At 67.2% G+C, this 13,267-nt stretch carries 15 protein-coding genes; 2 read left to right on the top strand and 13 right to left on the bottom strand.

Annotation, left to right across the window (positions count from 1 at the left end):
- From U1769_RS03785 to ruvB, 5 genes are all read right to left on the bottom strand, one after another.
- Nucleotides 1-969 (bottom strand): hypothetical protein, encoded by a 969-nt coding sequence (locus U1769_RS03785; protein WP_332712133.1) that lies wholly within the window; start codon nt 967-969, stop codon nt 1-3.
- 60 nt (nt 970-1,029) lie between these two features.
- Nucleotides 1,030-1,938 carry a helix-turn-helix domain-containing protein gene (locus U1769_RS03790; protein ID WP_332712135.1) on the bottom strand — a complete coding sequence of 303 codons (909 nt, stop codon included), beginning with the start codon at nt 1,936-1,938 and terminating at the stop codon, nt 1,030-1,032.
- Nucleotides 1,939-2,049: 111 nt separating this feature from the next.
- Nucleotides 2,050-4,320 (bottom strand): phosphoenolpyruvate--protein phosphotransferase, encoded by a 2,271-nt coding sequence (gene ptsP / locus U1769_RS03795; protein ID WP_332712138.1) that lies wholly within the window; start codon nt 4,318-4,320, stop codon nt 2,050-2,052.
- A 232-nt stretch (nt 4,321-4,552) separates the two neighbouring features.
- Entirely contained in the window at nt 4,553-5,533 is a 981-nt protein-coding gene (locus tag U1769_RS03800) for a hypothetical protein (RefSeq protein ID WP_332712140.1), read from the bottom strand.
- A gap of 153 nt (nt 5,534-5,686) precedes the next feature.
- Complete coding sequence (gene ruvB, locus U1769_RS03805) at nt 5,687-6,709, bottom strand: Holliday junction branch migration DNA helicase RuvB (protein ID WP_332712143.1); 1,023 nt, start codon at nt 6,707-6,709, stop codon at nt 5,687-5,689.
- A gap of 59 nt (nt 6,710-6,768) precedes the next feature.
- Between ruvB and U1769_RS03810 the strand changes: the two genes are divergently transcribed.
- The gene (locus U1769_RS03810; RefSeq protein WP_332712145.1) at nt 6,769-7,671 is read left to right on the top strand and encodes a 2-hydroxyacid dehydrogenase; all 903 of its coding nucleotides are present in this window, start codon (nt 6,769-6,771) and stop codon (nt 7,669-7,671) included.
- A gap of 184 nt (nt 7,672-7,855) precedes the next feature.
- Here the strand turns inward: U1769_RS03810 and U1769_RS03815 are convergent, their stop codons facing one another.
- The 6 genes from U1769_RS03815 to U1769_RS03840 form a co-directional block, all read right to left on the bottom strand.
- Complete coding sequence (locus U1769_RS03815) at nt 7,856-8,158, bottom strand: hypothetical protein (protein WP_332712148.1); 303 nt, start codon at nt 8,156-8,158, stop codon at nt 7,856-7,858.
- Nucleotides 8,155-8,748: a Holliday junction branch migration protein RuvA gene (gene ruvA, locus U1769_RS03820; RefSeq protein WP_332712152.1), complete on the bottom strand. Its 594-nt coding sequence runs from the start codon at nt 8,746-8,748 to the stop codon at nt 8,155-8,157. The genes U1769_RS03815 and ruvA overlap by 4 nt, the downstream gene beginning before the upstream one ends.
- 44 nt (nt 8,749-8,792) lie before the next feature.
- On the bottom strand, nt 8,793-9,284 hold the full coding sequence (gene ruvC / locus U1769_RS03825) for a crossover junction endodeoxyribonuclease RuvC (protein WP_332712155.1): 492 nt from the start codon (nt 9,282-9,284) through the stop codon (nt 8,793-8,795).
- Between the two features lie 175 nt (nt 9,285-9,459).
- Entirely contained in the window at nt 9,460-10,203 is a 744-nt protein-coding gene (locus U1769_RS03830; protein WP_332712158.1) for a YebC/PmpR family DNA-binding transcriptional regulator, read from the bottom strand.
- A 119-nt stretch (nt 10,204-10,322) separates the two neighbouring features.
- Nucleotides 10,323-10,562 carry a DUF2312 domain-containing protein gene (locus U1769_RS03835; protein WP_332712161.1) on the bottom strand — a complete coding sequence of 80 codons (240 nt, stop codon included), beginning with the start codon at nt 10,560-10,562 and terminating at the stop codon, nt 10,323-10,325.
- Nucleotides 10,563-10,627: 65 nt separating this feature from the next.
- Nucleotides 10,628-10,924, bottom strand: coding sequence for a DUF1244 domain-containing protein (locus U1769_RS03840; RefSeq protein ID WP_332712163.1), 297 nt, complete (start codon nt 10,922-10,924; stop codon nt 10,628-10,630).
- 70 nt (nt 10,925-10,994) lie between these two features.
- Here U1769_RS03840 and pyk point away from each other — a divergent pair, with 70 nt between their 5' ends.
- Nucleotides 10,995-12,452, top strand: a complete 1,458-nt coding sequence (gene pyk, locus U1769_RS03845; protein ID WP_332712166.1) for a pyruvate kinase — start codon at nt 10,995-10,997, stop codon at nt 12,450-12,452.
- Here pyk and U1769_RS03850 read toward each other — a convergent pair.
- The gene (locus U1769_RS03850) at nt 12,449-12,844 is read right to left on the bottom strand and encodes a type II toxin-antitoxin system VapC family toxin (RefSeq protein ID WP_332712169.1); all 396 of its coding nucleotides are present in this window, start codon (nt 12,842-12,844) and stop codon (nt 12,449-12,451) included. The genes pyk and U1769_RS03850 overlap by 4 nt on opposite strands.
- Nucleotides 12,841-13,134: a type II toxin-antitoxin system Phd/YefM family antitoxin gene (locus tag U1769_RS03855; protein WP_332712172.1), complete on the bottom strand. Its 294-nt coding sequence runs from the start codon at nt 13,132-13,134 to the stop codon at nt 12,841-12,843. The genes U1769_RS03850 and U1769_RS03855 overlap by 4 nt, the downstream gene beginning before the upstream one ends.
- Between the last annotated feature and the right edge of the window lie 133 nt (nt 13,135-13,267).

Consider the following 13,267-nt stretch of genomic DNA (forward strand, 5'->3'; position numbering starts at 1 on the left):
TCACTTGCACTTCGCCTCGGTCCGGCCGCGGGTTATGTCCGCCTTCATCGTGGCGCTGATCCGCGCGCCATAGACGTCGCCGAGCTCGCCATAAACCTTGCAGGCGTCGGCCGGCTTGCCGAGCTTCATCAGCGACTGGGCGAGATAATAAAGGCTGTCGGGCGCGCGCTCGCCGTCGGGCATCTTCTTGTAATTGTCGTAAAAGGCGATCGAGGCGAGCGACGGCTTGCCTTCGTCGAGATAGGCGCGACCGAGCAGGTTCTGCGCGAAGCTGGCGCGCTTGTGCTTCGGATAGGTGGCGACGACCTTCTTCAACTGCACCTGCGCCTCGGGATAGAATTGCCCCTGCCACAGCCGGTAGCCGTAGAGATAGGCGTCCTCCGCCGGATCGTCGGTGGCTGGCCGTTCGAGCGCCGCGATCTTCTGCGCGCGCGCAGGATCCCTGGACGGCGTCGTCGGCTTTTCGACCGTCGCGGCCGGCGGCTTGCCCGCGGCCGGTTTCGTTGCGACCGGCGGCCTGGCTGGCGTGCCGAAGGGCTGCTGCTCGCTCGCCGCGGTCGCGCCGGTCGGGCCCGCGCCTTCTTCCAGCGCTTTCAGCCGGGCATCGACCGTGCGCTTATAGGCCTCGAAGGCGCGCTCGAGCTCGCGGATACCATATTGGTTGGTCTCGATCTGGCCGGTCATGCTGGTCATCTGCGCCTCGAGCGCGTTCAGCCGCGCGTCGAGATCGGCGACCGGAGTGCCGGACGGGCTGCCCGGGATGACCTGAGTGGGGGCGGCCGCCGTGATGTCGGGCTCGACCAGCTGGCCCCTGGCGCCCGGAAACACCTTGCGCTGCACCGCGCGCATCTCGCTTTCGAGCTTGCCGACCCGGCCCTCGATGCCAGCCTGGGCCTGCGCGACCTGGGGCGCCAGGCCGAAGCCCGCCATCATCGTCGCCGTCGTCGCCATCATCACAAATTTACGCATAAACATCCCGGTACGGTGAAGGGCCGGACAATAGCTGACACCATTATCCTGTCGCCAGCCTTAAGGCGTGGTGGTCGGCGCGGGCGCCGGCGCGAAGGCGGGCGGAGTCGCGTCGGTCGCGCCGGGGGTCGGCGTGCTTTCAGCCTGCGGCTGGCGCTGCGCCGCCCGGCGAGTCGCCGAAGTCGCGGCCGGCGTCGGCGCGGCGCTGGCGTCGATGCGGGCGCGCAGAGCGGCGGCGCTGATCCCGACATCCTGGATCGCGCGCGATCCGTCACCGAGCGGGGCGACCTGCGATCCGTTGAGCATCACCTGGATCTTGTCGGGCCGGCCGACATTGATCATCGGGTTATCGGCATCGGCAGGCACGTCATAGCGGTCGCCCGGCTTCAGCGTATTCTCGTACAGCGTCTTGCCCGCCGCATCGTAGATTCGCACCCAGACCTCGTCAGTCGCGGTCAGCGAGACCTGCCCGGCCGTGGCGGGCGCGGGCGTAGGCTCGGGCTGTGCCTCTTCGACATTCTCGATCGCCGCTGGCACCAGCACTTCCTCGCCGCGGAACCAGGTGGTGCCGTACCAGAGCCCACCCGCGATCACGAGCAACACGAAGAGCACACTGGAGATCAGCAGGACGCTTCTGTTCGGCACGCGCGACGCCTCGCTCACCTCATAGGTTTCATAGTCGGTGCGCCGGGCCGTCACATTGTTCTGGCTGCGCACGTCGCGTGCGATCGCGACCTCGTCGGCGCCGACCGCACGGGCATAGGCCTTGGCGAAGCCGACTGAATAGGTGATCGACGGCAGCGCCGCATAATTGGACGCCTCGATCGCCTCGAGCTGGCGGACCGGAATGCGGGTCCGCGCCGCGATCTCGGCCAGCGACAGGCCCTGCGCCTCGCGCGCCTCGCGCAGGCGCTCGCCCGCCGTCTTGGGAAACAGGGTCGCTTCTTCGCCGGGGTCGGTATCGGTCATGCTGGTCTCCGGCGAGGCAGGTTGCGGCCCTAGTTTATGTTCCTACGCCGCCGCGTGTCTCACAAAGCGCTCGCACCCTGTCAACGGCTGGCGGCGCCGCCCGTCACGCTATCATGCCAGTTCGACGCCGCTTTTCGCCGCCCAGGCAGCCAGCGCCCCGCGCATGTCGCGCGGCGGGGATGCCAGCAGCCCGGACATATACTCCATCAGCGCGCCGCGATCGAGCGAGCGCACCATCGCCTTGATCGGCCCTACCGCGGCGGGGGTGATCGAGAGCCGGTCGATGCCGAGCCCGATCAGCGCCATCGCCTCGAGCGGCCGCCCGCCCATTTCGCCGCACACCGCCAGTTGCACGTTCGCGCCACGCGTCGGCCCGACCAGGCGGCGCAGGAAGCGCAGGATCGCCGGGCTCAGCCAGTCGTAGCGCTCGGCCAGCTTGGGATTGGCGCGGTCGGCGGCGAACAGGAACTGAGTGAGATCGTTGGTGCCGACCGACAGGAAATCGATATTGGGCAGCAGCAGATCCAGCTGCTCGGCCAGCGCCGGCACTTCGAGCATCGCGCCGTAGCGAATCTCCGCCGGCAGCTTGCGGCCGCGCGCGGCCATCCAGTCGCGCTGAGTCTCGAACAGGGCGCGCGCCTCGTCGAACTCCCACGGCTCGGACACCATCGGGAACATCACGTTGAGCGTCCGCCCCGCCGCCGCCTCGAGCAGCGCGCGCGCCTGCACCTTCATCAGGCCCCCGCGATCGAGCGCGAGCCGCAGCGCGCGCCAGCCCATCGCCGGATTCTCCTCGTCGGCATCTTCCTTGTTGAGATAGGGCAAGGCCTTGTCGCCGCCGATATCGACGGTGCGGAAGATCACCGGCCGGTCGCCCGCCGCGTCGAGCACGTCCTTATAGAGCCGCAACTGCCGCTCGCGCGCGGGCAGCGCCGCCGAGATGAGGAACTGGAACTCGGTGCGGAACAGGCCGATGCCGTCGGCGCCCGTCACGTCGAGCGCGGCGACATCGTCGCGCAGCCCGGCATTGACCATCACCGTGATCCGGTGATCGTCCTTGGTAATCGGCAATTCGGTCTTGAGCGCGGCAAAGGCGGCGCGGCGCTTCTGGCGCAGCTGCAGCTTCGTCTCGAACGCTTCCTCCATCGCCGAGGACGGCCGGGCGAAGACATTGCCCTCGGTCACGTCGAGCAGCAGCAGATCGCCCTCGCCGATCAGGCGCCGCACGCTCTTCACGCGGCCGAGCACCGGCACGCCCATGGCGCGCGCGACGATGGTGACGTGCGCGGTGAGCGATCCTTCCTCGAGCACGACACCCTTCAGCCGGCGCCGGTCATATTCGAGCAGTTCCGCCGGCCCGAGATTGCGCGCGATCAGGATCGTGTCCTGGCGCAGGCCCATCTGCGCCGCGGTGCCCATCTGGCCCGAAACGATGCGCAGCAGCCGGTTGGACAGGTCCTCCAGATCGTGCATCCGATCGGCGAGCAGCGGATCGTCGATCTGGCGCATGCGCATGCGGGTGCGCTGCTGCACGCGCTCGATCGCCGCCTCGGCGGTCAGGCCGGAATCGATCGCCTCGTTGATACGGCGGCTCCAGCCCTCGTCATAGGCGAACATCTTGTAGGTCTCGAGCACCTCTTCATGCTCGCCGCCCACGCCGAACTCGGCCTGGGCGGAGATGCGCTCGATCTGCTCGCGCATCTTGTCGAACGCGGCATAGACGCGGTGCCGCTCGGCCTCGGCATCCTCTGCGACGGTATGCTCGATGGTGATGCGCGGCTGGTGATAGACGGCATAGCCGCTGCCCATGCCGTCGACGAGCTTGAGCCCCTGAATCCGCATCGGCGCGGTCGATTGCGGGCGAGTCGAGGCAGCGCCGGTGGCGTCGGCGAGATCGGCATTGGCGATCAGCTCGCTCAGCACCATCGCGACGGTCTGCAACGCCTCGATCTCGACATCGTCATAGCGGTGCGGATCGGCATGCTGGACGCACAACACGCCCACCGCGCGTTCGCGCCGGATGATCGGCACGCCGGCAAAGCTGTGGAATTTCTCCTCGCCAGTCTCGGGCTTGTAGGCGAAATCGGGATGGCTCGCCGCCTCGTCGAGGTTGAGCGTCTCGACTTCCTGCGCAATCGTGCCGACCAGCCCCTCGCCGAGCGCGAGCTTGGTGACGTGCACGGCCTCCTGCGCCAGGCCGCGTGTGGCATAGAGTTCGAGCACGCCGTCGCGCAGCAGATAGATCGAGCAGACCTCGCTGGTCATCGCCTCGCCGACGATCTGCACGACGGAGTTGAGCTTCGCCTGGGCGGCAGTGCGCGACGCCATCAGATCGTGGAGGCGGACGAGGATTTCTCGGGCGGAGGCGGCGGCCGTTGGCATGTTCGAGGCGCTATCAGATTGTAGGAGGCTGAGCCATCATGCGGCGCAACATGATAAAACCATTACTGAAAATAACAGGCAAACGCGATAGCGCCGAGGTCGTATAGGGTGAGTCGAAGGTCATTCGCGCGCCCTGGGTTCGCGGCACCGAAAGATATGGGGCACTGGCATGTCCCATATCTATGGCTCTCGACCCTTAAAAGTCCTTATTCATCAGTGATTTAGATGGACTCTATCCGCCGCGGCGGAACCGGCCGAACAGGCGCGCCAGTGCGCTGCGGCGTGGCGCCTCATCAGCCACCGGCTCGGTCGCGCTGATGCGCTGTCGGAGCGTCTGGGCACTCGCAGGATAGGCGGTCGGGTCGTCGCGGGGCACCCAGGGCTTCATGCTCAGCGTGGCGAAGCCCGGCTGGGCCGGCGCGGCACGCGCGGACGCGGCGATGGTGGGCCGCTCCGGCCCGAGGATCGCGACGAAATCCGCGCTCGTCCCGATCGTCCCGGCGATTAGCCGGCAGCCTTCTGGGATGCTTTTGTCGGATACCGCCCGTTCGGCCGCCTGGAGGAAGCGCGTGGCCAGCAGCCAGCTGGCGAGCACGAATTCGACATAGCCCCCGGGCGCCCGGCCCTCGACCCCGTCACGGCCATCGCGCAGGAAATAGCGATGCATGCAGTTGATGATCGCGGTGTTGAGCTCCGCCAGGCCCGAGAAGGTCAGATGGAATTCGACATCCTCTTCGGCATCGAACCAGGCCGGCAGTTCCTTGCCGCACTCGGCCAGAATATCGGCCTTGCTCGCCTCGCTGAACCGGAACGCTTCGTCTGAATACAGCCCGAGCATCAGATCGGGCTCGCTGGCTTCTCCGCTCTCGAAAACCAGATCCCGCTGGTTGGTGAGGCCGAGCGTGATCGCCGTGATCGGCGGCCCTTCCCATTCGGCGAGGATCGGGAGGAGATCCTCCCAGCCCGAGAGCAGGCCATCGTCGGCCGACGTCGCCTTGCACAGCTGGGCCAGCGCACCGTCGAAGCCGGCAAGATCGGCCATGAGCCGGGCATCGGCTTCCGCGGCGCGTCCGGTCGCGAGCAGGCCGCGGATGGTCGCCACCCAGGCTTCCTCGCCGGCCGCTTCGAGGAAGGTGATCTGCAGCGGGCACGGTTCGGCCGGCTCGCGGTAGAAGCGCACGCCCTTGGTGCTCGCATCGGGAATGGATGCCATTTCCGGAAGTCCGGCGTCAATGGACAAATGAACAGTCATCGCGATCCCCCTCTCACCGCAGCTCACGCCGCAATCGCCCGGCTTGTGTAGCGCGAGACCGTTAAGCGATGATGTGGAACGCGGGTGGCAGTGGAGCCGGCTTGCGAAAGCCGGTCAGTCGAACAGCCCGTCCTGGCTGTTCGCGGGCGGATTGAGCCCGAGATGCTTCCAGCCGCCCGCGTTGAGGCAGCGCCCGCGCGCGGTGCGGGCGATCAGGCCGAGCTGGATCAGATAGGGCTCGATCACTTCCTCGACCGTGTCGCGCGGCTCGCTCAGCCCGGCGGCGAGCGTCTCCACCCCGACCGGGCCGCCGCGATAGACGTCGGCGATCATCATCAGATAGCGCCGGTCCATCGCGTCCAGGCCGAGCTTGTCGACCTCGAGCCGGTTGAGCGCAGCATCGGCCGCAATCGCATCCACCGTCTCGCGCCCCGCGACATTGGCGAAATCGCGCACCCGCCGCAGCAGCCGCCCGGCGATGCGCGGCGTGCCGCGCGAGCGGCGGGCGATTTCGTGCGCGCCGTCGGGCGAAACGTGCAGGTCGAGCAGCGCCGCCGCGCGCGTCACGACCTTTTCCAGCTCGTCGACGGTGTAGAAATGCAGCCGCACCGGAATGCCGAAGCGATCGCGCAGCGGCGTGGTCAGCAGGCCCTGCCGAGTCGTCGCGCCAACCAGGGTGAAGCGCGGCAGATCGATCCGCACCGAACGCGCCGACGGCCCTTCGCCGATCATCAGATCGAGCGCGCGGTCCTCCATCGCAGGATACAGCACTTCCTCGACCGCGGGCGCGAGCCGGTGAATCTCGTCGATGAACAGCACGTCGCCATCCTCGAGATTGGTCAGCAGCGCCGCGAGATCGCCCGATTTGGCGATGACCGGACCCGAGGTGGCGCGAAAGCCGACCCCCATCTCGCGCGCGATGATCTGCGCCAGCGTGGTCTTGCCGAGCCCGGGCGGGCCGAAGAACAGCACATGATCGAGCGCTTCGCCGCGCGATCTCGCCGCGGTGATGAAGACGCGCAGATTCTCGCGCGCCGCCTTCTGCCCGACGAACTCGTCGAGCGTCTTCGGGCGCAGCGCCGCGTCGATATCCTCGGGCTTGCGCGCGGGCGTCAGGAGGCGGTCGCTGTCAGTCACGTCACGGCGATAGCGCGCGGACGCTGGCGGGGGCAAGGCGCGCGCGGTAGGAGGGCGCGATGAGCGATCTTCCCGACCTGTATTTGCCCGCCCAGATGGCCGGGACCCTGATGGACGAACTGGCGAAGCGCTTCGTCGTGCACCGCGACAATCCGCCGCCCACCACGCGGGCGATCGTCGGGGGCGGCAGCGTCCTGGTCGACCGGGCGCTGCTCGATCGGCTGCCCGCGCTGGAGATCGTCTCGGTCAACGGCGTCGGATACGAACGGATCGATCTCGACGCGGTGCGGGCGCGCGGCGTGCGCGTGACGACGACGCTCGACATATTGACGGACGACGTCGCCGATCTCGCCATCGGCCTGATGCTCGCGGTCGACCGGCGGATCGCCGTCAATGATCGCGCGGTGCGGGCCGGCGGCTGGAACGTGCCGCTCGGCCGGCGCAGCAGCGGCCGGCGGATCGGCATCTTCGGCTTCGGCACGATCGGCCAGGCGATCGCCCGCCGCGCCGCGGCGTTCGCAAGCGAAGTGCTCTACACCGCCCGGCACGAGCGGCCGGATTCGGGCTATCGCTTCATGCCCGATATCGGCGCGCTGGCGGAGAGCTGCGACACGCTGATCCTGATCGCGCCCGGCGGCGCGGCAACCCGCAACATCGTCGACGCCGCGATACTGGCGAAGCTCGGCCCGAACGGGGTGCTGATCAACGTCGCGCGCGGCAGCCTGGTCGACGAGCCGGCGCTGATCGCGGCGCTGGCGAACGGCACCATCGCCGGGGCCGGCCTCGACGTGTTCGCCGACGAGCCGCATGTGCCCGAGGCGCTGCGCGAGATGGACCAGGTCGTGCTGGCGCCGCACCAGGGCAGCGCGACGGTGGAGAGCCGCACGGAGATGGCGGCGCTGGTGGTTGCCAATCTCGACGCGCATTTCGCGGGAAAGCCGCTACTGACGCCGATCGTGTAACCCTTTCCTTCCCCGGCGAAGGCCGGGGCCCAGTTGGGGAACGATCACGGTTGAGCGCTGCGCTCCGTGACCACGACCTCTCCACCGCGCCCAGACCTTCGCCGGGGAAGCGCAACTAGAGCGAGATGACATCGCGTGGAATCGGCTTCCCTCTAGCTAGAGTCATCCCGCTCTAGCCGGCGTTCTATTCGTCATGCACCTCGTAATGGATGACATGCGGCTCGAGCTCGATCAGGAAATCCCGGTCGAAGTCGTAATATTTGGCGACCTCATGATCCTCTCCGGCGAAGCGCCTGATCGCGGCGATATCGGGCCAGAAGCTGAGCATCTGGACATGCACGACGTCGCCCTCGGCGCGGTGCAGGCACCAGGCGCCGAGATTGCCCGGCGTCGCCTTGTAATCCGGAATGGCGACGCTGCGCATAAGCGCGAGATAGGTCTCCGCCTTGGCCGCCGGGACAGCCCCGTGCCAAAGCCGCGCGATCACGCACGCGACGCCTTGCGCAGCGCGAGGCGGACCAGCGCGTCGAGCGTCGGGTTCCCGCCAAGCTCCTCCTCCGCCGCTGCCACCGCGGCGCTTGCCTCGGCCGGGCGAAAGCCGAGATTGAGCAGCGCAGAGACCGCGTCCGAACCCGAACTGCCCGCCACGACCGGGCTTGCCCCGCCGATCGCGACACCGCCGATCTTGTCCTTCAGCTCGCGCACGATGCGTTCGGCGAGCTTGGGGCCGACGCCGTTGGCGCGCGCCACCATAGCCTTGTCCTGCGCGGCAATGGCGCGGCTCAGATCGGCCGGATCGAGCGCTGACAGGATCGCCAGCGCGACCCGCGCGCCGACGCCCTGCACGCCGGTGAGCAGCCGGAACCAGTCCCGCTCGCTCGCGGTGGCGAAACCGACCAGGCGGATGAAATCCTCGGCGACGAGCATCTCGGTGTGGAGCATCGCTGCCTCCCCGACCGGGCCGATCGCGGCAAGCGTCTTGGACGAGGCGCCGACGAGATAGCCGACGCCGCCGACATCGATCACCGCATGGTCGATGCCGAGGGAGTCGAGGCGGCCTTTGAGATGGGCGATCATGGAATGGTGCTAGCAGGTCCTCCCCGGCACGGGGAGGGGGCGGATCAGGCTTTGGGGATGCGCCGCGCGCTCGCCACATGGTGCGCGTGGCAGATCGCCACCGCCAGCGCGTCGGCCGCATCGGCACCGTCGATCTTCACGCCGGGCAGCAGCCGCCCGATCATCGCATGGACCTGCTCCTTTTCCGCGGCGCCGGTGCCAACCACTGCCTTCTTGACCAGCCGCGCGGCATATTCGCCCACCTCGATCCCCGTGCGCGCCACCGCGCACAGCACCACGCCGCGCGCCTGGCCGAGCTTCAGCGTCGATTGCGGGTTGGCGTTGACGAACACCTCCTCGACCGCGGCGGTGTCTGGTGCGTGATCGACGATCAGCGCCGAGAGCATCGCATCGAGATGCGCGAGCCGGCGCGGCAGCGGGGCGGCCGCGTCGGTCTTGAGCCGGCCATTGGCGAGGTGCGACAGGCGGTTGCCGTCAGCACGAATCAGGCCCCAGCCGGTCGTGGCAAGCCCGGGATCGAGGCCCAGGATGATCACTTCTTCCTCCCCTCCCGCTCGCGGGAGGGGACCGAGGGGTGGGCTCGCGTTCTCCTCAAGCGGACCGCTTGCGTTGGCCGGGCGCCCACCCCTAGTGCGGCAGCAGCCCTGTCCCCCGGACAGGGCAAAGGGCCGCCGCACTCCCCTCCCGCAAACGGGAGGAGAGGAAGGGAGGTCACCCTAATTTCTCCAGGATCGCATCCGAGACTTCGTAATTGCCCCAGACCTGCTGGACATCGTCATCCTCGTCGAGCGTATCGATCAGCTTGAACAGCAGCCCGGCATCGTCCTCACCCACATCGACCATGGTCTGCGGCTTCCAGGCCAGCTTGGCGCCCTCGGGCTCGCCGAGCACCGGGGTGAGCGCGTTGACCACCTCGTGCAGCGCTTCGTTCGAGGTCCAGATCTCATGGCCGTCCTCGCTCGACTGGACGTCTTCCGCCCCGGCCTCGAGCGCCGCTTCGAACACCTTGTCGGCATCGCCGGCGCTGGCCGGATAGGAGATCAGGCCCATCCGGTCGAAGCCATGGCTGACCGATCCGCTCGCGCCGAGATTGCCGCCATTCTTCGCCACCGCGACGCGCACATTGGTCGCGGTGCGGTTGCGGTTGTCGGTCAGCGCCTCGATGATCAGCGATACGCCGCCGGGGCCGAAGCCCTCATAGCGGATTTCCTCGTAATTCTCCGCATCGCCCCGCGCGGCCTTGTCGACCGCGCGCTGGATATTGTCCTTGGGCATCGACTGCGCCTTGGCAGCGTTGATCGCCGCACGCAGCCGCGGATTCATGTCCGGATCGGGCGTGCCCATCTTCGCCGCGACGGTGATTTCGCGGCTGAGCTTCGAAAAGGCGGCGGACCGTTTCTTGTCCTGCGCGCCCTTGCGGTACATGATGTTCTTGTATTTGGAATGGCCTGCCATGGGACGTCCTGAAAACTAACCGTTCGGGCCGAGCCTGTCGGCGCCCTGCCCTTGCTGCACCCGAGGTAGAAGAAAGAACAGTCCCTCGACAAGCTCGGGGCGAAAGGAAAAGGGGTGGCTCAGTCGAGCCCGAGTGCCGCCTTGTAGGTATCGAGCAGCATCTCGGCCTCGTCGCGGTGATGCTTCTCCATCTTGCGCAGCTTGACGATCGTGCGGATCGTCTTGACGTCGAAGCCGGTCGACTTGCACTCGGCATAGACGTCCTTGATGTCGTCGGCGATGCCCTTTTTCTCTTCCTCGAGCCGCTCGATGCGCTCGATGAAAAGGCGAAGCTGGTCGGCGGCGATCACGTCGCTCATTGCATAGTCCCCGGATTTTGATTCGTTGGAAAGGTGGGGGGCTTTAGGCGACCCGGGCGCGCGCGTCACGCATTCTTCGCGACGCTTTCGGCCATGCGCGCGAGCTGCTCCGGGGTCGCCTCGCCCTGGTGATGCGCCTTCCACTCGGCATAGGGCATGCCGTAGATCGCCTCCCGCGCCGCCTCCCGGTCGAGCGCGCCGCCCGACGCTTCCTGCACCCAGTCCGACAGGCAGTTGCGGCAAAAGCCGGCCAGGCCCATCAGATCGACATTCTGCGCATCCTCGCGGTGGCGCAGGTGACGCACCAGCCGGCGGAAGGCAGCCGCCGCCACCCCATCGTCGATTGAATCCAAATCCGTCATTTCCCATGCTCCACGGTTGATCGAATGGAGATAGGGGTTAGAGCCAAGCGCGCACAAGACGAGGAATGTCATGACCAAGGCCATCAGTCCGAGATCGCGAAAAGTGCGCGTGCTCGCGACCCTCGGGCCCGCCAGCAGCACCGCAGAGATGATCGGCAAGCTGTTCGAAGCGGGCGCCGACGCCTTTCGCGTCAACATGAGCCATGGCGATCAGCAATCGAAGATCGCGGTGATCCAGGCGATTCGCAGCCTCGAGAAGAAATATGGCCGGCCGACGACGATCCTGGCCGATCTCCAGGGGCCGAAGCTGCGCGTCGGCAAGTTCGAGGGCGGGCGGACCGAGCTCGTCACCGGATCGACCTTCGTGCTCGACCGCGACAAGACGCCGGGCGACGCGACCCGGGTCGAGCTGCCGCACCGCGAGATCTTCGAGGCGATCGAGCCAGGCGCCCGGCTGCTGCTCGACGACGGCAAGCTGGTGCTGCGGGTCGAGCGCCATGACGAGACCAGCATCGTGACGACCGTGGTGGTCGGCGGCGCGCTGTCCAACAACAAGGGCCTGAACGTGCCCGACGTGGTGGTCCCGATGGCTGCGCTCACCGTGAAGGACCGCAGCGATCTGGCCTTTGCGATCGATCAGGGAGTCGACTGGATTGCGCTCAGCTTCGTCCAGCGCCCCGAGGATCTGGCCGAGGCGCGCAAGCTGATCCAGGGCAAGGCCGCGCTGATGGCCAAGATCGAGAAGCCGTCGGCGATCGAACGGCTGGAGGAGATCGTCGAGCAATGCGACGGCGTGATGGTCGCGCGCGGCGATCTCGGCGTCGAACTGCCGCCCGAATCGGTGCCGCCGCTGCAGAAGCGCATCGTCGAGACGGCACGCCGGCTCGGCCGCCCGGTGATCGTGGCGACTCAGATGCTCGAATCGATGATCACTGCGCCCACGCCGACCCGGGCCGAAGTCTCGGACGTCGCCACCGCGGTCTATGACGGCGCTGACGCGATCATGCTGTCGGCGGAAAGCGCTGCGGGCGCCTGGCCGATCGAATCGGTGGCGATGATGAATTCGATCGGCGAAGCGGTCGAGCGCGATCCGATGCACGGCGACCGCATACACTTTACCGTCACCCGTCCCGATCCGACCACTGCCGACGCGCTGGCCGAGGCAGCGAAGAACATCGCCGCGACCGTGACGGCGGCGGCGATCATCTGCTTCACTTCGTCCGGCTCGACCGCGCGCCGCGTCGCGCGCGAGCGCCCGTCAGTGCCGCTGCTGGTGCTGACCCCTAAGATCGAAACCGCACGGCGGCTCGGCCTGCTGTGGGGCACCCATGCCGTGCACACCCGCGATGTCGAATCGTTCGAGGACATGGTCGCCAAGGGCAAGCGCATGGCGCTGCGCCACAATATCGCCAAGGCCGGCGACCGGCTGATCATCATCGCCGGCGTCCCGTTCCGCACGCCGGGATCGACCAACGTGCTGCACGTCGTGCGCGTGATCGGCGACGAGTTGAAGGGCTATGGCGGCTAGCAGCTGATTGCGAGTGGGTGAGCCATCAGCAGCTTGTCGCGGGTGAGCAGCCTGGCCCCAAGTTGCGCGGCGTGGACGAGCAGCATCTCGTCGAACGGGTCCTTGTGTCCAATGGGTGGATCGAGCGACGCAGCGCAGTGTTCGCTGGTCAGCGGCGCCATTTCGATTTCATTTTTCGTGACATAACTCAATGCTGCTTCAGGGCTGATCAACCCCTTGGGCCGGCCGTTCCGATCGAGGCTGTTCCATTTCATTCTGATTTCCCAAATCACTATCGGCGAGATCAGCAGAGTGACGTCGCCGCGCCCGAGCAGCTCGAGTTCCGCGACGCTCAACCGCGCGCGATCCTGCATCATCCACAGGAGGAAATGCGTATCGAGCAGCAGCCTCATCGGCGCGTCGGATCCCAGTCATCGTCGAGCCCGAACAGCTCCCGCCCCCAGGCAGGATCGTCGAATTGCTCGCGCCATGCCTCGTCCAGCACTGGCGTCGGCAACGTATCCAACCCCAGTTCCTTGCGCACGCGATCGGCGCGTTCCCAGTCGAATCCCTTCTTCACCGGCGGCGCCACCAATTCAGCGACGGGCTTGCCATTCTTGGTGATGGTCACCCGTTCCCCGCGCTCGACCGCAGCCAGCGCCGCGGCAAACTGGGCCCGTGCCTCGCGAACCGACATTTCCATGATCGTCTCCAGATATGTACACGGTGTACACAAATCACGTCGGGGCAAGCAACCTCGATTCAACCCGGCTGCCGATCATGAGAGGGTGACGCGTCCGCAACCCGGGCTCGCTCTTTGACATGACTGGATGATG

It is taken from the genome of Parasphingomonas zepuensis (genome assembly GCF_036663735.1).
In the GTDB taxonomy this organism is placed as follows: Bacteria; Pseudomonadota; Alphaproteobacteria; order Sphingomonadales; family Sphingomonadaceae; genus Sphingomonas.

What these genes read in the sequence shown, in the direction of transcription:
- U1769_RS03785 (WP_332712133.1), bottom strand. Translation starts at nt 969, where the DNA reads ATGCGTAAATTTGTGATGATGGCGACGACGGCGACGATGATGGCGGGC.
- U1769_RS03790 (WP_332712135.1), bottom strand. Translation starts at nt 1,938, where the DNA reads ATGACCGATACCGACCCCGGCGAAGAAGCGACCCTGTTTCCCAAGACG.
- ptsP (WP_332712138.1), bottom strand. Translation starts at nt 4,320, where the DNA reads ATGCCAACGGCCGCCGCCTCCGCCCGAGAAATCCTCGTCCGCCTCCAC.
- U1769_RS03800 (WP_332712140.1), bottom strand. Translation starts at nt 5,533, where the DNA reads ATGGCATCCATTCCCGATGCGAGCACCAAGGGCGTGCGCTTCTACCGC.
- U1769_RS03810 (WP_332712145.1), top strand. Translation starts at nt 6,769, where the DNA reads ATGAGCGATCTTCCCGACCTGTATTTGCCCGCCCAGATGGCCGGGACC.
- ruvA (WP_332712152.1), bottom strand. Translation starts at nt 8,748, where the DNA reads ATGATCGCCCATCTCAAAGGCCGCCTCGACTCCCTCGGCATCGACCAT.
- U1769_RS03830 (WP_332712158.1), bottom strand. Translation starts at nt 10,203, where the DNA reads ATGGCAGGCCATTCCAAATACAAGAACATCATGTACCGCAAGGGCGCG.
- U1769_RS03835 (WP_332712161.1), bottom strand. Translation starts at nt 10,562, where the DNA reads ATGAGCGACGTGATCGCCGCCGACCAGCTTCGCCTTTTCATCGAGCGC.
- U1769_RS03840 (WP_332712163.1), bottom strand. Translation starts at nt 10,924, where the DNA reads ATGACGGATTTGGATTCAATCGACGATGGGGTGGCGGCGGCTGCCTTC.
- pyk (WP_332712166.1), top strand. Translation starts at nt 10,995, where the DNA reads ATGACCAAGGCCATCAGTCCGAGATCGCGAAAAGTGCGCGTGCTCGCG.
- U1769_RS03850 (WP_332712169.1), bottom strand. Translation starts at nt 12,844, where the DNA reads ATGAGGCTGCTGCTCGATACGCATTTCCTCCTGTGGATGATGCAGGAT.
- U1769_RS03855 (WP_332712172.1), bottom strand. Translation starts at nt 13,134, where the DNA reads ATGGAAATGTCGGTTCGCGAGGCACGGGCCCAGTTTGCCGCGGCGCTG.